The sequence below is a fragment of the Rhizobium sp. H4 genome (assembly GCF_003013335.1).
In the GTDB taxonomy this organism is placed as follows: domain Bacteria; phylum Pseudomonadota; class Alphaproteobacteria; order Rhizobiales; family Rhizobiaceae; genus Rhizobium; species Rhizobium sophoriradicis.
The window spans coordinates 127,853-148,590 of sequence record NZ_PSOW01000019.1 but is presented as its reverse complement, the minus strand read 5'-3'; the positions used below and the strand labels follow the sequence as shown (position 1 = coordinate 148,590).

The window sequence follows — 20,738 nt, the reverse complement described above, 5'->3', positions numbered from 1 at the left end:
GCCGGGTCGACGACGTGCTCAACGTCTCCGGCCACCGGCTCGGAACGGCGGAGGTGGAATCGGCGCTGGTCTCGCACAATCTGGTTTCGGAAGCTGCGGTCGTCGGTTATCCGCATGCGATCAAGGGTCAGGGCATCTATTGCTACGTGACGCTGATGGCCGGCCATGATGGTTCCGACACGCTTCGCCAGGAACTGGTCAAACATGTGCGCGCCGAAATCGGGCCGATCGCCTCGCCCGACAAGATCCAGTTTGCCCCCGGCCTGCCGAAGACCCGCTCGGGCAAGATCATGCGCCGCATTCTGCGCAAGATCGCCGAGGACGATTTCGGTGCGCTCGGCGACACCTCGACACTTGCCGATCCTGCTGTCGTCGATGATCTGATCGCCAACCGGCAGAACAAGGAAACGGCTCGGCCATCACGCACCGATGGCTCCTAATCATGCCACTCGCCTTCGACATGATGAGGAGAGGTGCACGAGGTTCAACTTCGGCGTAACAGTCTGTTCGGACCGTTTCGGAGCCAGTGAAACACACCGTGTGGGTGACAATGCTCTCGAGGTCGAAACTCGCCAAGTCGGGCAAAAGCCATTTTGCGCCGCCGACAAAACCCTCACCCAGGTGCTTGCGGACCACGATTAAACGTCAGCAGATCCTTGCCAGGAAGGAAACTGCGGGAATTGCAAGACCAAATTGCTATCGGGCCGGATCAATCATCGTCTTGTTGACCGCCCGCCGGAGAGAGGCAACTGACTGCACGATGGTCTGCGTGTCTCGCGCGGCAGATCAGCGGGATACCATCGTGCTGGATGGTCGCAGCTTTGGATTTTCGCTCGTCTGGCCTAACTCAAGGCATGGCCAGCGAGGCCATATACCGCCGGTTCGTTCGCTTGTCGATTCAGGAAGCGACGGCCTTTAGACATGGTCGTAACGGTCTCGGATATAGCCAGCCGGCTTTGTTGAAGAAAGTCCGCAAATGGGCCTTTCTCCCGTGTATCGACGCGGGCAAATTGACCAGCCAGATCTTTAAGATGCACGGCCGCGAGATGCATCGCATCGTGATCATTGCTTGCCACGATAGGGCCGACCACGTGACCGCGCCCGAACTCGCGACACATGGAATAGCCGACAGGTTCGCCGCCGCGCCGAAGCACGCAAATTGCAGCACCTTCTGCAAGAAGGGCAAGCAATCGCGCTCGGTTCGTCCCGAAGGCAGATGTGTCCAGAGCGGTAATCTCCTCTATCCTATCGATCGACAGCGCGCTCAACTCGCCATTCAAAGCTGGCAGCGCGGGAAGCGCGGGAGCGACGTCTCCCTGATACTGGTAAACCGTCGCTTCCTTTGTGAAACCGAGCGATAGATAGAGTTTATAAGCCGCGTCGGTCGAGTTCAGAGCCAGATTGCGGTCGCCGCATTGCTCGAACACTTGTTGCATCAACCAGCGGCCGTTTCCTTCTGCCTGCGTGCGAGGCGATGTGATCACGAGCCCGATGGTGGCAAAATCGTCACCATGAGGAAACCACATTGCACTTCCGAAGACGCGTCCAATTCCATCCACGGCGACGATGCCTCGGCCGGCGCGGCGCAGGAACTCCCAATCCTTGAGACGGTGCGGCCAGCCGACGCCGGTCGACAAGGCGTGAAGCAGGCTTACGTCAACGCTTTGGATGTCCTGGGCGATTAGTTCGAACGATTTCAGGCGCACCGATTTTTGCATTTCAGCTATCCGCTCCATCCTCCGGATCGCCCACCGCGCTGGCAGTGTCTCTGATCCCGGCTTAGGTTGCAATCTTGTTAGAATATTTACATACAGAGAGCGGCAGGTTCGGCTTGCTTTTAGGCATTATCCGCAATTTCTTACCTAACAAAGCCGCGATTCGGCAGGAATAACACTCAGTTCCGCTTAGAGTGGTGTCATCCGAGCCGCCTCCATGTTCGCGCAAGAACGCCAAAGATATTCTCGCCAGACGGGTCGCATTTCCTCCGTCGTGAATTCTCCAGCGGAGCTATCGCGGATTGGATCGGTAAATCGTCGCCAGATGGCAGGCCTGGTGACGCCCTATGGCCGGAAGGGGCTGCTTCAATCTGCGCGACAATAGGGCCTGCCTACTCACCTGTCACGTCGTACCTGCCGCCGACGCAGAGTGGAACTCGGATGCTCCATCGAGACGATGCGCAAGATCCATGTTCGCGTTTATGACTGAGCGCTCATCGCGGTGGGCGCGGCGGAAGGCAGCGAGCACGTTCAAATCTGCGGCACCTGGGGCGCATGGCACCAAACAGAATATCCTGTGGTTTGCCCCTCATAAGAAAGCCAATAATTGCGGAACGCAGCCGATCGCCCCGCACTATTGAGCGCAAGCAGGCCTATACTTGACGCATTCGATCAGACGAGCATAAGGGCTTGGGGTGATGAGATTTGCTTCCTACTGGCATGAGACTTCCATCCCATTTGCAAGCGGCACCGCTGGCCCGGTCTCGGGAGATTTCGAGGTGGCGGTGATCGGTGCGGGCTTCACGGGCCTGAGCGCTGCGCGCAAACTGGCGCAATCCGGGGTGAAGGTCGCCCTGCTGGAAGCGGAGCACGTCGGGTATGGTGCGTCCGGTCGCAATGGAGGGCACCTCAACAGCGGCCATTTCGCAAGTTTCAGCGCCGCAAAACAGCATCTCGGGGAAGACCGGGCACGCCGCTTGTGGCGAGCCTATGATGACTCGATCGATATGATTGAGCGGATCATCGAGGATGAAAAGATCGCGTGCGACTTCCGCCGGGGCGGCAAAATCAAGCTGGCATCGAAGCCGTCCCACGTGGCCAAGCTCCAAACGATGTGTGCAGAAATCCGCCGGGAGGTCGACCCGTCAGCCGAATGGCTGACGCGTGAGGACCTCCGCAAGGAGGTGATATCGGATGCCTTCCATGGCGGAATTCTCTCTCCGAAATCCGCGATGATGCACATGGGACGCTACGCCAACGGCCTGGCGCAGGCGGCCCACCGCTATGGCGCCGCAATCTGGGAACGTAACCCCGTCACCGCGCGCGAACGCGTGGGGAATGGCTGGCGGCTCAACACGCCGACAGGCAGGCTAACCGCGCGCCAGGTCATCCTGGCGACAGACGCCTATACGCCGAGCACCTTCAACTATTTCCGACGAAGGCTCATGCCGATCGCTTCCTTCATCATTGTGACACGACCGCTCACCCCGCAGGAGATGGCCGCGGCGGTTCCGGGCAACCGCAACTTTACGAACTCCCTCAACATCGCCAATTATTTCCGCCTCACACCCGACAACCGCATGCTGTTCGGAGGGCGGGCCAGATTTTCGGCGGTATCGAACCAGAAAACCAACGTCAGCTCCGGTCAGCTTCTGCGCCAGCAGATGGTTGGCATATTCCCGCAGCTCGCAAATGTCGAGATCGACTATTGCTGGGGCGGGCTCGTCGGTTGCACGCAGGATCGTTATCCTCGGGCGGGCAGCGCCGAAGGGGTGATTTACAGCATGGGTTATTCCGGCCACGGAGCCCAGTTGTCGACTTTCATGGGTAACGCGCTTGCCGATATGGCCATGGGGCGCAAGGACGCCAACCCGCTTGACGGTTTCGCCTGGCCCGCGGTTCCGCTGAATGCCGGGAATCCCTGGTTCCTGCCTATTGTGGGCACCTATTACCGAATGAAGGATTTGATGCCCTGACCGATTTTCGCACCGCGTATTAGCGCCTTTCTGCCGGGCTGGTGCTGGCGCGCCAGGGACGTTTTGTGGCTGCTTTCGATGCCTTGATCCTGGCGAGGGGGCATCGTCGCGCAAAGGCGGCATTACCAGCGCCAGCCGCTGATCCCGTCCAAAGGAGAGATCTACTGGCGCCCCAGCCTCTTGGTCGCGCCGCCTACGTCTACACCGAAAGCTGAGCCTGGCGTGTTGACGCGCAGCACTCGAATTCGGCTTGGCCGGACTTAACACCGGCGCCATCTCACCGAGGTAGCCTCTTTTGGCGGTTTCAAACAGTCCGGCCTCGGGCGCGAGTGTGCGCAGGTAGGCTCCGAGGACAAGCTGATGGCGGGCGCGTGGGTCATTCGGTGCCAGCATAAGATGCCGCGGACCATGAGGGGAAAACGATAAGATGTCACTGAGAGTGCAGCCTTTAGTCGATTTGCCTACTCACACTCATTCACAATTTACACAAGAAATCCGAGGAAGTGTCGTGCAGACAAGTCAGATCGATATTGCCGCTTTTAGCCCCGAACATCTGAGTGCCGCCGTGAACCTCTCCCGGCAGGCAGGCTGGCCCCATCGCCCCGAGGATTGGCAGATGGCGCTTGCATTAAGTGAGGGCGTCGTCGCCATCGAGGACGGCCGGGTGGTCGGCACCGTCCTAGTTACGCGGTATCGGGAAGACTGCGCTACGATCAATATGGTCATCGTCGACGAGGCCATGCGGGGGCGCGGCCTTGGCCGCAGACTAATGGAGGCCGCGATAGGCATTGCCGGTGAGCGGTCGTTGCGGCTCGTGGCGACGGCTGAAGGTCTTCCGCTTTACGAAAAGTTTGGTTTCCGTGAGACCGGCCGCATTTTGCAGCACCAAGGCATTGCAGAGAGAGTAGCCGCGCCACCGGCCGCGATGGCCGCAACACTAACCGATGTCGCTGTCATCGAAGAACTCGATCGAAAGGCTTTCGGAGCTGATCGCAGCGATCTGATTTCATATCTTGCGAAAACCGGTGAATTAGCTGTGGTACGCCATGACGGCAAGGTCACCGGTTTCGCCTTCCTTCGCACTTTTGGCCGTGGCGAGGTTATCGGTCCTGTCATCGCCGCGAACCTCGACGACGCCAAGGCACTCATCTCCTATTTTATTGCCGCGCGGCCCGGCAAGTTCCTCAGGGTCGATACCACCGCCGCCGCGGCCGGCCTTTCCCAATGGCTCTCCGAGCAGGGCCTCCCTCATGTGAGCGGTGCCATTGCCATGATGAAGCCGCCAATCGCGATTGGAGATTCCGGTCCCACCATCTTTGCTCTCACCAACCAGGCGCTCGGGTGATCCGGAGGCCTCAGTGGCTTGGGCATCCGGGCCTTCGCCAATGGTGTCCTCGGTTGCGCGCCGCCACTCTGCTGCACGACGAATGACATCGCGATCATCGAGCGCAGCCGCAGAGGCTCGAAGACACTCTGACCGGTTCCGATGTGCGCGCGGTCTTGTAAGGCTGAGCACCTCCGCTCGCGTTTACATAGCCGACGACCATGAGGTCAGAGGATTGCTCTACGCCATTCTGAACGGTCGGAGAGCTTATTTCGGCAAGGATCTGCCCCCGTGGCATTGAAAGCGCGGGATCAAGCTACAGAGGAAACAGACTCGTTAACGGCATATGGGCTTTGACAATGGGCGACTTCAGCACCACGAAACTGAAATATTTGTCGATGCCGATCTCCATATCGGAGAGTCGCTCCATGATCGTCTGATACTCGCTGATCCCGGCTGTAACGAATTTCAAGAGATAGTCATAGCCACCGGAGACGAGATGGCATTCAATGACCTGGTCAACCTTTTCGACCGTCGCCAGGAAACGGGCGAAGTCCACCTGCCGGTGGTTCTTCAGGGTAATCTCGGTGAAAACCGTTAGCGTCTGGCCGAGCTTGGCGACGTTGATCTGCGCGGAATAGCCTTCGATAAAACCTTCCGACTGTAATTTTTTCACTCGCATCAGGCAGGGGCTCGGGGAAAGGTTGACGAGCTCGGCGAGTTCTACGTTGGTCACGCGCCCATTCTTCTGCAACTCATGTAGAATCTTTATATCGATCCGGTCGAGTTTCATCGCGTCACTCCGCCTGTCGAGCTGCAAAGAGGCGCGGCATGGTGTACTGCCGTGTCTCGGGCCGTCAGACTAACACGTTGGATAAACATGTCGATTGCGTTTCGAGGTTTTGAGAGGAACGAACAACTGCGGCAAATTGCAGGGACGGCATTTTATGCTGCCGTCGCCGATCCTGTGACTTATAGCTGAAACAGACTCGTCAAGGGCATACGCGCTTTCACGAGCGGGGATTTGAGCACGATGAAACTGAAATATTTGTCAATGCCGATTTCCATGTCGATGAGCCGCTCCATGATCGTCTGGTACTCCTCTATCCCCGCCGTGACGAACTTCAGAAGGTAGTCGTAGCCTCCGGAAACCAGATGGCATTCCATCACCTGGTCGATCTTCTCGATCGTCGCGAGGAAGCGGGCAAAGTCGATCTGCTGATGGTTCTTCAGGGTAATCTCCGTGAATACCGTCAGGGTCTGAGCAAGCTTGTTGAAATCGATCTGAGCCGAATACCCTTCTATGTAGCCCTCCGCCTGCAGCTTCTTTACGCGTATGAGACACGGACTGGGCGACAGGTTGACTAGTTCGGAGAGCTCGACATTGGTGATCCGTCCATTCTTCTGCAGTTCATGAAGGATCTTGATGTCGGTACGGTCGAGTTTCATGGGCTTTGGTCTCCGCTAATGAGAATGGCGCGAATGTCGTCGGCGTCCGTTCCGGCGCCGACGACGATGCGACGCCCCTGCGGTAGAAGCGGCAGATGCCGCGGGACGATCTTGGCTGGACCGGGCTGGCGATGGCAACGTCAAATATACGACGCAATGCCCCCCGCGCCTTCTGATCGTCCCAACTCATGGTTCGTTCCTCCTTTAGGCGTTGGAGGAGTGGATCGCGTCGCAGACGGCGTCCGTGACTTCCTTGGTGGTGGCCGTCCCGCCGACATCCGGGGTGAGGATGCCCGCGCCGGTGACCGTCTCGACAGCGCGCATGAGGCGGGCCGCAGCCTCCTGCTCGCCGAGATGCTCCAGCATCTGGGCCGCAGTCCAGAAGGTGGCGACAGGGTTGGCAATGCCTTTGCCGGTAATGTCGAAGGCCGAGCCGTGGATCGGTTCGAACATCGAGGGGAAGCGGCGCTGCGGATCGATATTGGCCGTGGGTGCAACTCCGATGCTGCCGGCGAGCGCGCCGGCCAGATCGGAGAGGATGTCCGCGTGCAGATTGGTCGCGACAATTGTATCGAGGCTTTGCGGCTTCAGCGTCATCCTGACGGTCATGGCATCGACCAGCATCTTGTCCCAGGTGACGTCGGGAAATTCTTCAGCCACTTCGGCGGCGATCTCGTCCCACATGACCATGCCGTGTCGCTGGGCATTTGATTTGGTCACCACCGTCAGCAACTTGCGCGGTCGCGCCTGCGCCAGCTTGAAAGCATAGCGCATGATGCGGGTGACGCCGACGCGCGTGAAGATAGCGACTTCGGTTCCAACTTCCTCCGGCAGGCCGCGATGGGCACGGCCGCCATTGCCGGAATATTCGCCTTCGGAATTCTCGCGGACGATCACCCAGTCGAGATCGACGACGCCACAATTGCGTAGCGGAGGGGTGATACCTGGAAGCATCTTGGTCGGCCGGACATTGGCATATTGGTCGAAGCCCTGGCAGATCGGCAGTCTGAGCCCCCATAGGGTGATGTGGTCAGGAACATCCGGCGCTCCGACGGCGCCGAAATAGATTGCATCGAATTTCTTCAACCGCTCAAGCCCGTCGCGGGGCATCATCACGCCGTGCTTTTTGTAATAGTCGGAACCCCAGTCGAAGTTTTCGATGGTGAATTTCACATCGCCCAGACGTTCTTCCAGAGTTGCGAGTACGCTCCGTCCGGCAGCAATGACCTCGGGGCCTATCCCGTCGGCGGGGATGGCTGCGATAGAGTATTCACGCATCAATCTTCTCCAGTAGCGCCTTTGCATTCACCGCAGGAAGGAAGGGCTTTCTCCGCTCGACTAAAGCCTAGGACCTGGAGCTCGGTTTACTCAATCACCAAAAAATTATATAAAAAATCGATATAATGGGAGATGGCACATGGAGCTTGAACAGTTGCGCTGCTTCATCGCCGTTGCGAAGAGCTTCATTTCGGCCGGGCGGCTCAAAGGATAGGATTGCTACCCGCATCGCTTGGACGCCACGTCCGCTTGCTCGAAGAGTCGGTTGGGAGCCAGTTGCTGTACCGCACGACCCGAAGCGTCTCGCTGACCGAGGACGGGGTCGCTCTCTTGGAGGAGGTCAGACCGCTTCTCGCCCGGCTGAATGAGCTTGAACAACGGTTTCGCGCGAACCAGCGGCAACGCAGTCATGTCTTGCGCATAGGCGCAATCGACAGCGCGGCCGCCGGCCTCCTCCCGACGCTGATCCAGGACTTCCGAGCAATCGCGCCTGATGTCAAAACCCAACTGATAGAGGACAAATCCATTCGGCTTGTGCCGAAGCTCTTGGCCGGCGGGTTGGACCTGGCGTTCATCAGGCCGCGCTCTGGAATGAGCCAAAACCTTGCCATCGAGGATTTATTTTCTGAGACAGCCGTCGTGGCAGTGCCGTCCGCGCATGTACTCGCCGACAATAATAGCATCTCTCTTCCTGATTTAGCGAGTGAGCCGCTGATTGTACCGGACAGGAGATCCAGACCCCACAGCTATGATCTTACTCTGAATATGTTTGCGGCGGCAGGCCTTCACCCATACATTGCCCAGGTAGCCGATGAAAAACAAACGATCGTCAGCATGGTCGCGGCGGGACTTGGTCTCGCCGTCGTCCCAAGATGGACATCATCGCTCGCTTCAGCCGGCGTCCGCTTTCTCCCTCTTGACGACGGGACCGGCCAGGCGACGCAGACACTGCCGTTGGCGGCTGCGTGGATGAAAGCAGTTCGAGATCCACAAAGAGATGCTCTGCTTGATCTTCTAAGACAGAATCTCGCGAGATATTCCGCACAGGCATGATCGATTTTGTCGACATTTGCTTTGTATTGCTACGTGTCGCTGATGGCTGTCCACATGGTTCGGACAGCCTTTGCCTCTTACCTGTGACCTCCCGCCTCGACTCATGGAGCGGTTTGCCCTGCTCGCGCGTCAGCGCAAGATGTCGGCGGCCCTGCGCATCAGCTTGCAGCGGTCGAAGGCCGACGTTTGCCGCCAGAGCGTGAAGCCCTTGTCGGCCGCTTCCAGCGCGAGATCGAGGTCGGCGTGACGCGCATGGGCGACGCAGCCGATCACCTCCTCGGTCGCCGGATCGACGACCGCGATAGTCTCCGCAGCCAGGGCGTCGCGCCATTCGCCGCCGATGAAAAGCCTTACGTCCGGATAGGTATGCATGAGATCAACCGCTGTTCGACATTGTGGCGGGCCGGCGGGCTGCGGCCCGCGGCATTTTCTAGAGTGCGGCGGACTGGTGAAGCCGAGCCGCTTCGGCGCATGTCATCAGCATAACATCGGCGCGGCTCTGGACATCGGCGAGGAAATGCTCGAGGGCTGCAATCCGGCTGGCGCGACCGCTTCCATAGTCCGAACGCGGGCTAACGGTGATTGTCGCAAAGCAACGCTCGGCATGCATAGCCTCGAATTCCTGCCTCCACCAAGCCAAGAGCCTCGCATGGGTCGCCCGCCGCGATAATGTGTGAGGTTTTCCGAACCGCATCATCCAATCACCGAAAGCATGCCGCTGTCTCACATGAGCTGGCACTGGGGCGGCTCCTACAATGTTCCGGAAAGCGCGCGCTCGATCCTCGAGATCGACGATGGCCGTGGCAGTCTGTTTCTCGATTTTCCCGCATTGCCGGGCGGCGGGCGTTTGCTGCTCTCGACGCTCGACCCGCATTCGCACAACGGCCAGCGCTTCATGCCGGCGACCACGCGGTTCCTGCGTTCCTTCTATCCCTGGCTGAACCGCGAGCTCAGCATCGAGCGGCCTTTGAGGAACCGGTTCACCTATCTGCAATGCTCGCATGTCCCATCGGAGTGGCAGCCTGACGGGTTGCAGGAAAGCCTCGCACAGGCCGGCCTGGAAACCTCGTTCGTTCCGCAATACGAGCTCGGCCCCGGGATTCTTGACAGGACGGACACGCTCTACATTCCAAGCAGCCATGATGAGTTCTTTCTCAAGAGCCGAGCTGAAGATCTGCTCGCATTTCTCGCGCGGGGCGGGCGATCTGGCTGACCGATGTCGGCCCGGAGCACGATCCGAAACCGTCGGACTGGATCTGGCAATATCCGACGCCGGCCGGGCGCGGCGGATATGTCTTCATGCACAACGGCGACAACATGACCCGCTATCCCGATTGCGGTCCGAAAAAGGAAGGGCTCGTCGCCAATGTCGCCATCGCGCTGCGAAAGCTCTCGATGGGCGAGTTATCGTTCTGAGCAAAAGTAAGGATGCGGGCGGGGATTCTACATTACCGGGCTGACGGTTCCAGTCCAATCACGGCGTCCAGCACATAGCGGCACCTTGGTCCCCGACCGGGAGAGGAAAGGCTCTCGACCACTTCCGATGCGCGATTTTGGGTGGTTCGCGCCACGACGGTCCTTCGAGCAAGGTAAACTCAGGCTCGCTGACAATCCGGAAATGTCCGCACGGACTGCCCTGTAGGCTCAAAGCTTTTTTGATCATTTTCCGTCGGCTACGAACCTCCGCATTCCTTTGCACTTGACGGCAAATCAAAGTTACTTAATCTAAAGGCTCGGCAGGACCCGCTGGGAGGAGGGGCCGGCAATCGCGAGCTCTGCCGCACCATCCGTCATCTCCCAAAGCCCATGACTCCGGATCGTTCGCGGCCGATTTTTGAACAGGGATAAGCCATGCCTTTGACCATTGCCCAACGCCTCGATCGCCTCAAAGTCCGCATTGCGGAGCTCGCGCATTGGCGGGATCGGCAGAGTAGCCCGATCGAAGGCTGGACCTTCGAAGGCGAGCCGATCGGCCATCATCAGGACTGGCCGCATCGCCAGGGCGTCGTGCATTTTGCTGCGGAAGCTGAGGCGCCGGCGGGCTGGCCGCTCGAGGATATCCGCCTGCAGCTCGATCTCGGCGGCGAGAGCCTGATCACGCTGAGCTATCCTGATGGCGAGAGCGAGACGTTCGGACTCGATCCCTACCATCAGGAATTTCCGGTCAGGGGCCGCCGCTTTTCGATTGCGACGGAAAGCGTCGCGCGCTTTCCCTTTGGCGAGCCGAACCGGACGCCGCGGCTCAACAAGGCCCGGCTGATCTGGCTCGACGGCCCGGCCCATCGCCTGCATCTTCTGTTGAAGCAGGTGGCCGAAGCGATCGAGGTGCTCGGCGATCATGAAGTCGTGCCGCATATGATGGATGCGGCCGAGCAGGCCTTGCGCAGCCTCGACTGGCCGTCGGATACCGCCGCTTACGTCTCCCGCACCGCCGATGCCGTCATGCAGCAGAAGATCTGGGAGCTGCCGGAACTCGAGGACAATCCGGCGGGCCTCTCCGACGAGCAGAGCGCTTCTGCCGCCTCCGCCTTCGAGGCGCTGACGGCGCGGCTGAAGGAATTGCAGAAGCGCTTTCCTGCCAATGGCGAGCTGGTGCTGACCGGCCATGCGCATATCGATCTCGCCTGGCTCTGGCCCTATCGCGAGACGCGGCGGAAGATGCGGCGCACCTTCAACACGGCGCTGTCGCTGATGGAGCGCTCAGCCGATTTCCGCTTCAACCAATCGACCGCCCATTATTACGCGCGGATGGAAGAGGAAGACCCGGAGCTTCTCGATCGCATCAAGAAGAAGGTCGCGGAAGGTAAGTGGGAAACCCTCGGCGGCATGTGGGTGGAGCCCGATACCAACATGCCCACAGGCGAAAGTCTCGCCCGCCAGGTTCTCTACGGCCAGCGCTATTTCGAAAAGACCTTCGGCGCGCGCCATACGGTCTGCTGGCTGCCGGACTGCTTCGGCTTCTCCGGCGCGCTGCCGCAGATCCTGAGACAGGGCGGCATCGACAGCTTCTTCACCATCAAGGTCAATTGGAGCGAGACCAATCACATTCCCTCCGATCTCTTCTGGTGGAAGGGCCTCGACGGCAGCAAGGTGCTGACCCACACCTTCGATAACCCGATGCAGGGTTATAACGGCTTCGTGCAGGCCGATTGCTATCTGCCGACCTGGAAGAATTTCCGCGGCAAGGTGCAGCATCATGCCTCGCTTCTCGCTGTCGGCTATGGCGACGGCGGCGGCGGCGTGACGCCTGAAATGGTGGAGCGCGAAGTGCAGCTGCGCGATTTTCCGGCCATCCCGCAGGCGCGCTGGGGCACGGTCAAAGGCTTCTACGAAGAGGCGCACCGAACTGCATCGGAGAAGAACCTGCCCGTCTGGGATGGCGAGATTTATCTCGAACTGCACCGGGCGACGCTGACGACGCAAAGCGGCGTCAAGCGCAAACACCGCCAGGCCGAACGGGCGCTGATCACCGCCGAGACGCTGGCGTCGCTCGCCCACATGCTCGGAGCTGAAAAGCCGAGGAGCCTTGAGGCGGATTGGCGCGTGGTGCTGAAGAACGAATTCCACGACATCTTGCCTGGTTCGAGCATCCGCGAGGTTTATCAGGACGCGGAGCAGGAGCTCGGCGGGGTCATCGAGCACGCCAAGGCCGAACAGGCCAAGGGCTTGCAGCTATTGTCGGCCCAGCTACCGAAAGGCAGCGTCGGCGATGCGCTTGTCGTCGTCAACCCGTCGCTTGTGCCGCGGCCCCTCAGCGCCACGCTCGCCGACGGCACCGTCGTCTCGGCCGCCGAAAATGTCGCACCCCTGTCCGTCGCCGTCTTCGACCGGCAGGCGCTGCAGCCGGCGGCCGGGCTCAAGGCGAGTTCCGATCGCCTCGAAAACGATCATCTCGCCGTCGTCATCGGCAGGGACGGCGCGGTCGCGAGCCTCCTTCACAAGGCGAGCGGCCGTGAGGCGGTCGACGGCTCGGCAAACCAGCTCTGGGTCTATCCGGCCGACAAGCCGCGCAACTGGGACGCCTGGGATATCGATGCCGATTATGCCGAAAAGGCCGTCCGTCTCGAAGCGCCCGAAAGCATCGGCCTCGTCGAAAGCGGCCCGCATCGCGCGGCGATCCGCGTCGTCCATCGCTACCGCAATTCGAGCGTCACGCAAACCTATGTCCTTACGGCGAACGCCAAGCGGCTCGACATCGAAACGACGATCGACTGGCATGACCGCCGCACTCTGTTGCGCACGCTGAACCCCGTCGACGTCAGGTCGCGCAAGGCGACCTTCGAATGCGCGTTCGGCGTAGTCGAGCGGGCGACGCACACCAACACCTCCTGGGAACAGGCGATGTTTGAGGCCGTCGCCCATCGTTTTGTCGATATCAGTGAGCCGGGCTTCGGAGTCGCGCTGCTCAACAATGCCAAATACGGTCACAGCGCTCGCGGCAATGTGATCGGCATGAGCCTGGTGCGCGGACCGATCTATCCGGATCCGCTGGCCGACGAAGGCGAGCAGAACTTCACCTATGCGCTGATGCCGCATGACGGCGCCTGGCATGAAAGCTGCGTGCTGGATGAAGCGCTCGACCTGAACCAGCCGCTCGTCACCGCAGAAGCCCACGGCCTCTCCGTCGGCACTTTCGCGCCGCTTGCCGTCTCCGGTACGCCCGTCGCCTTCTCGGGCCTGAAGCCCGCGGAAGAGGGCGACGGCCTCATCCTGCGCCTCTACGAACCCGCCGGCCGGCGCGGCCGCCTCTCTCTCAACCTGCCTTCCGGATGGAGCGCGTCGCAGCCGCTCAACATTCTTGAAGAGCCGATGGAGCGCCAAGGACCGGCAGACATCATGCCGTTCGAAATCCGGACTTGGAGACTGCGGAAGGGCTGATGGTCCTTCGTTGCAAAAGCGCTCCGCCGCTCGACACGGCCCGGCGACTCATTCTCCGAAGTATGAAAATGGAGTGCCGAGCCGGGCAGCAAAGTTCTCGACGACGAAATCCACGAAAGCGCGGATTTTGGGTGAAAGCTGGCGGTTTGACGGCCACACGAGCGAGAGCGAGCCGAAGGGCGCCATGAAGGCGGTGAGGACGGGGATCAGCGTGCCGGCCCGGATATGCGGCTCGGCGACATAGACGGGCAGATGCGCGAGGCCGAGCCCATCCCTGGCCGCCCGCAGCCCGGCATCGGTGTTGTTGAATGTCAAGCTTTTCGGCAGAAGCAGCCGCTCGTGCGGCGGGCGGAAGGCCCAGGGCGCGGTGCGGCCGGTCGATGGATATTTGAAGTGAATGCAGGCGTGCCGGGAGAGATCGTCGGGCGTGTCCGGCCGTTCGTGAAGTTCGAGATAGGCGGGACTCGCGCAGACGACGAAATGCTGCTCGCCGAGACGACGGGCGATCAGCCGCGCATCGGCAAGCTCGCCGCTGCGCACGACGACATCGAGCCCCTCCGTAATGAGATCGATGACCCTGTCTTCGAAATCGATGTCCAGTTCGATCTCGGGGAACTGCGCGGTGAAGCTCGGCAGGATCGGCATCAGAAGATGGTGCCCGACGATATGTGGAACGCTGACGCGCAGGCGCCCCATTGGCCGGTCCCGGCCCTTTGATACGGCTGCCTCTGCATCCTGCATGTCGTCGAGGACGCGTTTGTAGTGCTCGTAGAGGACCGCCCCTTCCTCTGTCAGGCTGATGCTGCGCGTCGTGCGATTGAAGAGCCGCACGCGGAGCCGGCTTTCGAGACGCGCAACCGCCTTTCCGATGGCCGACGGCGAAACGCCGGCAAGGCGCGCGGCGGCGACATAGCTCCGCTGTTCGGCGGCATGAACGAAGGCGACGACGCTTGCAAGACTATCCACGGCCACTCCCAATTGAGGACATTTTGTCCTTTATGTAAGTCCATGTGCGTTGGTTGATCAACATTGCGTAACAAATATCCTTTGTCTCGGATGCCTGCCCAATTGAAGGAGCGAATGCCATGCGGGACTATGCAAAGGAGTTGCCCGAGCACAGGGAAAAATTCATCGGAGAGAACGACCTTTTTCTTGAGATATTCCATGGGAACCATGGCTCGCAGCGGGCCGGCCGGCCGCCTCTGCTGTTTGTCCATGGCGCCTTCACCGGAAGCTGGATGTGGAGCAAGTACATTCCGCATTTCATGGCCGCAGGATGGGACTCCTACTGCATCAATCTGCGTGGCCATTACAAAAGCAGATCGGTCGATTTCACGCGGGTCGGATTCGAGGATTATCTCGAAGACATTCAGGTGGCGATCGCCGAAATCGTCGATGAGAGCGGAAGCCCGCCTATCGTGATCGGCTTCAGCATGGGCGGCATCCTGAGCCAGAAACTGGCGGAAAGCGTGGAGATCGCCGGGCTGGTGCTGATCGATTCCAGCATCTGCAAGCAAGTGCATCACGAGGTGCCCTATCAGGGCCTTGCTCCGCAGGCGCACGGTCTCGTCGTGCCCGCGCCGGCGCGCGGCGAGCAGGTCAGCGCCGATGAGATCTTCGAAGATATTGCGTTTCAGCGGAAATACCTGTCGATTGAGTCAGGCAAGGCTTTCAGCGCCTTCTCCTTTCATTTCGGAGCGGAGGGGATTTCCGTCGACGGCAGCAGGATTAGCTGTCGAAGCCTTGTCATCTCCGCTGTTGGCAATGAAGACGATGACCGGCGCGGCCGGGCGGCGGCGCGCCATATCGGCGGCGAATATCTGGGTCTTGCCGGCACGACGCATACGGGTCTGCTGGTCGGGCAAAGGTATCACGAAGCGGTCAGCCGCATTATGGATTGGCTGGCGCGCTTGCAAGTTTGATCTATCCGCCTTCCAAGCCGAGGGCCCGGTGATAACCACCGGAATGCGCTTCCAGGTGCGACAATATCGAGCCGCGGCTTCCCTTCAACACCGGGAATCAGGCGGATAATCTACGGACGAGACGTCCTGGCAAGGTGACGGTTTCGGCTGCGCGGGCTCCGGTAATCATCTCCACTATCGTGTTGATCATGTCATAAGTGGGCTGCTCGTAGGTCGTCAGGCCATAGGCGGGCGTCGCGCCAAGCTCGATATTGTCGAAACCGACCACCGCAAGGTCTTGCGGCACGCGGCAACCAAATTCACTGCGGGCCGTATCCATGGCTCCTAACGCCAGAATGTCATTTTCACACATCAACACATCGACGCGCGAGGGAGGCGGGGTAGCGCTCAGATAGGCTCGCGCCGCTTCGGCGCCCGCCTCAGCACTGTATCGGTCTGTATTGAGCTCTACGACGCTCTCGACGCCCTTCCGCCGCCAGAAATTCGCGTAATGATGGCGCCGGCCGAGTGCCGTCGACAGGGTTCTTGCTCCCGTCATGAAGCCCGGACGGCGATAGCCCTTGTCGAACAGGTAATCGACCATCTGGCTGAGAGCGAGTTCCGCATCGCAGGCGATTGCCGGGACGCCGGGGATCTGGCTGTCTCTTGCCAGAACGAACATCGGCGGAAAACCTGGGCCGAGGCGTCGATCGCCGAGAGTTTCCTCGCGAAACGCCGTCCCGAACAGGATCACCGCGTCGAATTGCCGTTGGTCGGCATTGATCAGCGCGTGAACGTGATCGAAATGCCGATTGATGTTGATCAATACCGTCAACAGACCCTCCGCCTGCAGGCGCTCGGTCAGCATCTCCAGAACCGGAAGCTTGTGCGGATTGGCGAAATCGTCGACGAAGACCGCCACCTGATGCGTGATGTTCGTGGCGAGGCTGCGGGCAAGCAGGTTCGGCGAATAGTTCAGCGCCTCGGCGGCCTGAAGCACCTTTTGCCGGCTGGCGTCGGTAATGGATGCACCTGGTGTAAACGCACGGATGACCGTCCATTTCGATACGCCGGCAGCTTCAGCCACCTCCTTTGCCGTCGCCCTTTTGCGCATGACTGTCTCCTCCTGACTGGAATGAATATTCCATAAAAAATAAAAATGGAATGGATGCTTGATTTTTGCCGACAATAATGTAGTTTGCCCTAGCTTGCTACCGGGTGCAAAGGAGTTGCTACCGGTAGCAATGGCGGGTCCGTATATGCGGACTGTTTTTGGGAGGGTAAAATGAAATTAGGTTTGAAATCGCTTTTTGCGGGCGCCGCCGTCGCTGTTGCGCTCATGTGCTCCTCAGCAGTTGTCAGCGCAGCGGATGTTCGCATCGTTGCCGTAACCCATGGTCAGGCCAATGACCCGTTCTGGTCCGTGGTCAAGAACGGCGTCAATGCGGCCGCGAAGGATCTCGGTGTCAGCGCCGACTATCGGGCGCCGGAAACATTCGACATGGTGTCGATGGGCCAGCTCATCGATGCGGCCATCAATCAGAAACCTGACGGGCTGATCGTCTCCATCCCGGACGCATCGGCGCTCGGTCCGTCCATCAAGAAGGCCGTGGCCGCTGGCATTCCGGTTATCTCGATCAACTCCGGTTCCGACGTATCGAAGGAATTGGGGGCGCTTCTGCATGTCGGTCAGGACGAATATACCGCGGGCAAGGCCGCTGGCGCGAAGCTGCATGAGTTGGGCGGCAAGGAAGGCTTGTGCGTCAATCAGGAGGTCGGCAATGTTGCGCTTGATCTGCGCTGCAAGGGCTTTGCCGACGGTTTTGGCGGCAAGGTCACGGTTCTGCCCGTCAGCAACGATCCTGCCGACGTCCGCGCGAAGGTCAAGGCGGCACTGAGCTCCAGTGCGGCGGTCGATACAGTCATGGCGCTCGGTGCCGGCACCGCCGGCGAGCCGTCTCTGGCGGCTGTCGAGGATGTCGGAATGACCGGCAAGATCCGCGTGGCGACCTTCGACCTTTCGGCCGATTTCCTGAAGGCCGTGGCCGACGGCAAGGCAGCCTTCGCGATTGATCAGCAGCAGTTCCTGCAGGGTTATCTGCCGGTCGTGTTTTTGGCGAATTACGCCAAATACGGGCTGATCCCAGGCGGCAACGTTCCGTCCGGTCCGAACCTGATCACCAAGGAAAAGGCCGCCCAGGTCGTTGATCTTTCCGCCAAGGGCATTCGCTGACCGACTTGCCGAAAGGCATTCTCGCAGAATCTCCTCCCCCTCGAGGGGAGGGGGTTCGGTTGAAAGAGCGCTGCCGAGCAGCGCCGCCGCTACCTCAAAACAAAGATTACATGGGAGGAGTTATGGCTTCGCTTGAGCAGAACACGGCGGCTGCGCCGACGGTCGATGAGCGCGTCAAACAAGTGAGTTTTTTAACACATATGATGCGGCGGCCCGAACTGGGTGCGGTCGCCGGCCTTGTCCTCGTCATCGTGTTTTTCTTTGTTACTGCAGATTCGACGATGTTCTCCCTTTCCGGCCTGATGACAATCATGGCGCCGGCATCGCAACTGGGAATCCTCGCCATTGCGGCGGCACTGCTCATGATCGGCGGAGAGTTCGATCTCTCGATCGGCTCGATGGTGGCTTTCGCAGGATTGATCTTCGGCGTCATCCTGACCAATTTCGGTCAACCGCTTTCGGTTGCCATCGTCATGACGATGCTGTTTGCGGCGTTCATGGGCGCGATCAATGGGCAGATCGTCATCCACACCCGCCTGCCGTCGTTCATCGTCACCCTGGCATTTCTCTTCATACTGCGCGGCTTGACCCTCGTCGGTCTGAAATGGGCCACCGGCGGTTCGACGCAGCTTCGCGGCATCGGCGATCATGTCAAGGACAGTCCGCTGCTCAGGCTCTTTTCCGGCGATGCGCTGAAGGGCCTATTTGTCTGGCTTGCAGATCACGATCTGATCGACAAGTTCCCCAATGGCCTGCCGAAGGTCACGGGCATCCCGGTGTCGGTCTTGTGGTTCGTCGTGCTTGCCCTGGCTGCAACCTGGGTCCTGCTGCGCACCCGCATGGGCAACTGGATCTTCGCGGCCGGCGGCGACCCGAATGCAGCGAGAAACTCAGGTGTGCCTGTCCATCGGGTGAAAACCGGCTTGTTCGCCTTGACGGCATGTGCCGCCGCGCTGGTCGCCATCATCACCGTGCTTGACGCCGGCTCGACCGACGCCCGCCGCGGTTTTCAGAAGGAGTTCGAGGCGATCATCGCCGCCGTCATTGGCGGGTGCCTGCTCACCGGCGGCTATGGCTCGGCGATCGGCGCCTTCTTTGGAGCGATCATCTTCGGCTCGGTTTCCATCGGCCTGACCTATACCAGGTTCGACTCCGACTGGTTTCAGGTCTTCCTCGGCTCGATGCTGCTGCTGGCTGTTCTCTTCAACAATTTCATCCGCCGCAAGGTTACCGGGGAGCGCTGATCATGCCAGACGTCAATAACCGAACGCCGATCATCGAAGTAACCGATATCGTCAAGCACTACGGCTCCGTGATCGCTCTCAACGGCGTGTCGATGCAAGTGTCGGCTGGAGAGGTATTGTGTCTCCTCGGAGACAATGGGGCCGGCAAATCCACCTTGATCAAGACGCTGTCCGGCGTCGTCCGGCCAAGCGGAGGTGTCTTCCTGGTCGAAGGCAAGCCGGTCAACTTCCGCAGCCCGCGCGACGCACTCGATGCAGGGATCGCGACGGTCTACCAGGACCTCGCAATGATTCCGCTGATGTCGATCACGCGTAATTTTTTCATGGGGCGGGAGCCTCGCAAAGGCATCTTCCCATTCCGTCACTTCGACCTCGCGCACTGCAACGATGTCACGCGCGAAGAGATGCGCAAAATCGGCATTGATATCCGCGATCCCAATCAGGCGGTGGGCACACTGTCGGGTGGCGAACGCCAATGCGTTGCGATTGCACGCGCGGTCTATTTCGGTGCCAAGATCCTTATTCTCGATGAGCCGACCTCGGCGCTCGGCGTGGCGCAAACTTCGATGGTGCTCAAATACATCCACCAGGTCCGGCAGAACGGACTGGGGGTGATTTTCATCACCCACAATGTTCGGCACGCCTATGCGGTCGCGGACCGCTTCACCATCCTCAATCGCGGTCAGACGCTCGGCACTTTCGCCAAGGCTGATATCGCGATGGACGAGCTTCAGAACCTGATGGCCGGCGGCAAGGAGCTGCAGCAACTGTCCGAAGAGCTCGGCGGCACGATCTAGCCCTGCCTATCCCGCGGTGCCCGACTGGCTTTGGCAGGCTGCCGCATTCTCAATCATCAAACATGGAAATGGTCATGAACGACGGTCCGTCGAATACATCATCCCCCTTCACGCTCGCTGTCTGCGCCGAGATGGTTTTCAAGTCGCTTCCTGTTGTCGACAGGCTGAAGCGTATCGCCGAACTCGGCTTTCACGCCGAAATCTGGGATTGGACAAAACACGACATCGCCGCGCTTGCGCGATCGGGAGCGGTCTTTTCGTCGATGACGGGCTATGTGTCCGGCACGCTTGCCGATGATGAAGGCGCGGAAGAATTGCTGCGAACCGCGAAGTCATCGATCCCCGTCGCCCGGGAGCTGAACTGCCCGCGTCTCAACCTGCACGGCACCGGTCTCGACGGCAATGGACTGCCGGTCGTCAAGGCCGACCAGGTGACGGGTGCGATGTGGCTCAAGGCGCGCGATACGCTGAAGCGCATCGCCGATCTCGGCGAGCAGGAGGGCGTGACCTTCGTGCTCGAAAATCTCAATCAGGCCGTCGATCACCCCAAGACCCCGTTTGCCAAGGCCGAGGATACGCTCGCCCTCGTCTCCTCCGTGAACCGGCCGGCGCTGAAGCTCAACTTGGACCTCTATCACGCCCAGATCGGCGAGGGGAACCTGATCGAGCTGTGCCGGCGCGCACTCCCATTTATCGGCGAGATCCAGGTGGCGGATGTTCCTGGTCGCATGGAACCGGGCACCGGAGAGATCAACTACAAGGCCATCGCCCGGGCGCTCAAGGACATGGGTTACCGCGGCACTATCGGCATGGAGGCTTGGGCCTCGGGTGATGACGAGACGGCGCTTGCCCGCTTCCGCAACGCCTTCACCGTTTAGATTTCGATAGTC

General features: G+C 60.1%; 15 protein-coding genes and 5 pseudogenes. 13 read left to right on the top strand and 7 right to left on the bottom strand.

Annotation, left to right across the window (positions count from 1 at the left end):
• A pseudogene (locus C4N04_RS26130) lies at window positions 1-440 on the top strand (acetyl-coenzyme A synthetase); the annotation flags it as partial.
• A 402-nt stretch (window positions 441-842) separates the two neighbouring features.
• Here the strand turns inward: C4N04_RS26130 and C4N04_RS26125 are convergent.
• Window positions 843-1,718: a GNAT family N-acetyltransferase gene (locus C4N04_RS26125; protein WP_077989153.1), complete on the bottom strand. Its 876-nt coding sequence runs from the start codon at window positions 1,716-1,718 to the stop codon at window positions 843-845.
• A 695-nt stretch (window positions 1,719-2,413) separates the two neighbouring features.
• On the opposite strand from C4N04_RS26125, the gene C4N04_RS26120 reads away from it, so the two are divergent.
• The 4 genes and pseudogenes from C4N04_RS26120 to C4N04_RS32290 form a co-directional block, all read left to right on the top strand.
• Complete coding sequence (locus C4N04_RS26120; protein ID WP_077988946.1) at window positions 2,414-3,691, top strand: FAD-binding oxidoreductase; 1,278 nt, start codon at window positions 2,414-2,416, stop codon at window positions 3,689-3,691.
• Between the two features lie 176 nt (window positions 3,692-3,867).
• Window positions 3,868-4,117 (top strand): annotated as a pseudogene (locus C4N04_RS32295) (aldehyde dehydrogenase family protein); the annotation flags it as partial.
• A gap of 82 nt (window positions 4,118-4,199) precedes the next feature.
• Window positions 4,200-5,036, top strand: coding sequence for a GNAT family N-acetyltransferase (locus C4N04_RS26110; RefSeq protein ID WP_077988947.1), 837 nt, complete (start codon window positions 4,200-4,202; stop codon window positions 5,034-5,036).
• Between the two features lie 12 nt (window positions 5,037-5,048).
• A pseudogene (locus tag C4N04_RS32290) lies at window positions 5,049-5,197 on the top strand (aspartate aminotransferase family protein); the annotation flags it as partial.
• Window positions 5,198-5,331: 134 nt separating this feature from the next.
• Here C4N04_RS32290 and C4N04_RS26100 read toward each other — a convergent pair.
• The 3 genes from C4N04_RS26100 to C4N04_RS26090 form a co-directional block, all read right to left on the bottom strand.
• Window positions 5,332-5,808: an Lrp/AsnC family transcriptional regulator gene (locus C4N04_RS26100; RefSeq protein ID WP_040112430.1), complete on the bottom strand. Its 477-nt coding sequence runs from the start codon at window positions 5,806-5,808 to the stop codon at window positions 5,332-5,334.
• Window positions 5,809-5,987: 179 nt separating this feature from the next.
• The gene (locus tag C4N04_RS26095; RefSeq protein ID WP_096770274.1) at window positions 5,988-6,464 is read right to left on the bottom strand and encodes an Lrp/AsnC family transcriptional regulator; all 477 of its coding nucleotides are present in this window, start codon (window positions 6,462-6,464) and stop codon (window positions 5,988-5,990) included.
• Between the two features lie 204 nt (window positions 6,465-6,668).
• Window positions 6,669-7,742, bottom strand: a complete 1,074-nt coding sequence (locus C4N04_RS26090; protein ID WP_106797394.1) for a tartrate dehydrogenase — start codon at window positions 7,740-7,742, stop codon at window positions 6,669-6,671.
• Window positions 7,743-7,881: 139 nt separating this feature from the next.
• On the opposite strand from C4N04_RS26090, the pseudogene C4N04_RS26085 reads away from it, so the two are divergent.
• A pseudogene (locus C4N04_RS26085) lies at window positions 7,882-8,795 on the top strand (LysR family transcriptional regulator).
• Window positions 8,796-8,874: 79 nt separating this feature from the next.
• Here C4N04_RS26085 and C4N04_RS26080 read toward each other — a convergent pair.
• Window positions 8,875-9,167, bottom strand: a pseudogene (locus tag C4N04_RS26080) (aldehyde dehydrogenase family protein); the annotation flags it as partial.
• A gap of 340 nt (window positions 9,168-9,507) precedes the next feature.
• Here C4N04_RS26080 and C4N04_RS26070 point away from each other — a divergent pair.
• Together C4N04_RS26070 and C4N04_RS26065 are read left to right on the top strand one after the other, a co-directional pair.
• Entirely contained in the window at window positions 9,508-10,008 is a 501-nt protein-coding gene (locus tag C4N04_RS26070; RefSeq protein ID WP_245425664.1) for a hypothetical protein, read from the top strand.
• Between the two features lie 638 nt (window positions 10,009-10,646).
• Window positions 10,647-13,673 carry a glycoside hydrolase family 38 C-terminal domain-containing protein gene (locus C4N04_RS26065; protein WP_106797393.1) on the top strand — a complete coding sequence of 1,009 codons (3,027 nt, stop codon included), beginning with the start codon at window positions 10,647-10,649 and terminating at the stop codon, window positions 13,671-13,673.
• Between the two features lie 48 nt (window positions 13,674-13,721).
• Here the strand turns inward: C4N04_RS26065 and C4N04_RS26060 are convergent, their stop codons facing one another.
• Window positions 13,722-14,639 carry a LysR family transcriptional regulator gene (locus C4N04_RS26060; protein WP_199852505.1) on the bottom strand — a complete coding sequence of 306 codons (918 nt, stop codon included), beginning with the start codon at window positions 14,637-14,639 and terminating at the stop codon, window positions 13,722-13,724.
• A gap of 119 nt (window positions 14,640-14,758) precedes the next feature.
• On the opposite strand from C4N04_RS26060, the gene C4N04_RS26055 reads away from it, so the two are divergent.
• Window positions 14,759-15,595, top strand: coding sequence for an alpha/beta hydrolase family protein (locus tag C4N04_RS26055; protein WP_040142182.1), 837 nt, complete (start codon window positions 14,759-14,761; stop codon window positions 15,593-15,595).
• Between the two features lie 97 nt (window positions 15,596-15,692).
• Here C4N04_RS26055 and C4N04_RS26050 read toward each other — a convergent pair whose 3' ends face one another.
• Complete coding sequence (locus C4N04_RS26050) at window positions 15,693-16,688, bottom strand: LacI family DNA-binding transcriptional regulator (RefSeq protein ID WP_106797391.1); 996 nt, start codon at window positions 16,686-16,688, stop codon at window positions 15,693-15,695.
• A gap of 171 nt (window positions 16,689-16,859) precedes the next feature.
• Here C4N04_RS26050 and C4N04_RS26045 point away from each other — a divergent pair, with 171 nt between their 5' ends.
• The 4 genes from C4N04_RS26045 to C4N04_RS26030 all read left to right on the top strand — a co-directional run bounded on the left by C4N04_RS26045 (window position 16,860) and on the right by C4N04_RS26030 (window position 20,726).
• Window positions 16,860-17,807, top strand: coding sequence for a sugar ABC transporter substrate-binding protein (locus C4N04_RS26045; protein WP_106797390.1), 948 nt, complete (start codon window positions 16,860-16,862; stop codon window positions 17,805-17,807).
• A 122-nt stretch (window positions 17,808-17,929) separates the two neighbouring features.
• The gene (locus C4N04_RS26040; protein WP_106797389.1) at window positions 17,930-19,051 is read left to right on the top strand and encodes an ABC transporter permease; all 1,122 of its coding nucleotides are present in this window, start codon (window positions 17,930-17,932) and stop codon (window positions 19,049-19,051) included.
• A 2-nt stretch (window positions 19,052-19,053) separates the two neighbouring features.
• Window positions 19,054-19,848, top strand: a complete 795-nt coding sequence (locus C4N04_RS26035) for an ATP-binding cassette domain-containing protein (protein WP_040142174.1) — start codon at window positions 19,054-19,056, stop codon at window positions 19,846-19,848.
• A gap of 74 nt (window positions 19,849-19,922) precedes the next feature.
• Window positions 19,923-20,726 carry a TIM barrel protein gene (locus C4N04_RS26030; RefSeq protein WP_040112407.1) on the top strand — a complete coding sequence of 268 codons (804 nt, stop codon included), beginning with the start codon at window positions 19,923-19,925 and terminating at the stop codon, window positions 20,724-20,726.
• Window positions 20,727-20,738: the final 12 nt, after the last annotated feature.

Coding starts and splice junctions, on each gene's coding strand:
- C4N04_RS26045 (WP_106797390.1), top strand. CDS start 16,860: ATGAAATTAGGTTTGAAATCGCTTTTTGCGGGCGCCGCCGTCGCTGTT.
- C4N04_RS26035 (WP_040142174.1), top strand. CDS start 19,054: ATGCCAGACGTCAATAACCGAACGCCGATCATCGAAGTAACCGATATC.
- C4N04_RS26070 (WP_245425664.1), top strand. CDS start 9,508: ATGCCGCTGTCTCACATGAGCTGGCACTGGGGCGGCTCCTACAATGTT.
- C4N04_RS26095 (WP_096770274.1), bottom strand. CDS start 6,464: ATGAAACTCGACCGTACCGACATCAAGATCCTTCATGAACTGCAGAAG.
- C4N04_RS26065 (WP_106797393.1), top strand. CDS start 10,647: ATGCCTTTGACCATTGCCCAACGCCTCGATCGCCTCAAAGTCCGCATT.
- C4N04_RS26120 (WP_077988946.1), top strand. CDS start 2,414: ATGAGATTTGCTTCCTACTGGCATGAGACTTCCATCCCATTTGCAAGC.
- C4N04_RS26040 (WP_106797389.1), top strand. CDS start 17,930: ATGGCTTCGCTTGAGCAGAACACGGCGGCTGCGCCGACGGTCGATGAG.
- C4N04_RS26055 (WP_040142182.1), top strand. CDS start 14,759: ATGCGGGACTATGCAAAGGAGTTGCCCGAGCACAGGGAAAAATTCATC.
- C4N04_RS26100 (WP_040112430.1), bottom strand. CDS start 5,808: ATGAAACTCGACCGGATCGATATAAAGATTCTACATGAGTTGCAGAAG.
- C4N04_RS26125 (WP_077989153.1), bottom strand. CDS start 1,718: ATGCAAAAATCGGTGCGCCTGAAATCGTTCGAACTAATCGCCCAGGAC.
- C4N04_RS26090 (WP_106797394.1), bottom strand. CDS start 7,742: ATGCGTGAATACTCTATCGCAGCCATCCCCGCCGACGGGATAGGCCCC.
- C4N04_RS26050 (WP_106797391.1), bottom strand. CDS start 16,688: ATGCGCAAAAGGGCGACGGCAAAGGAGGTGGCTGAAGCTGCCGGCGTA.
- C4N04_RS26030 (WP_040112407.1), top strand. CDS start 19,923: ATGAACGACGGTCCGTCGAATACATCATCCCCCTTCACGCTCGCTGTC.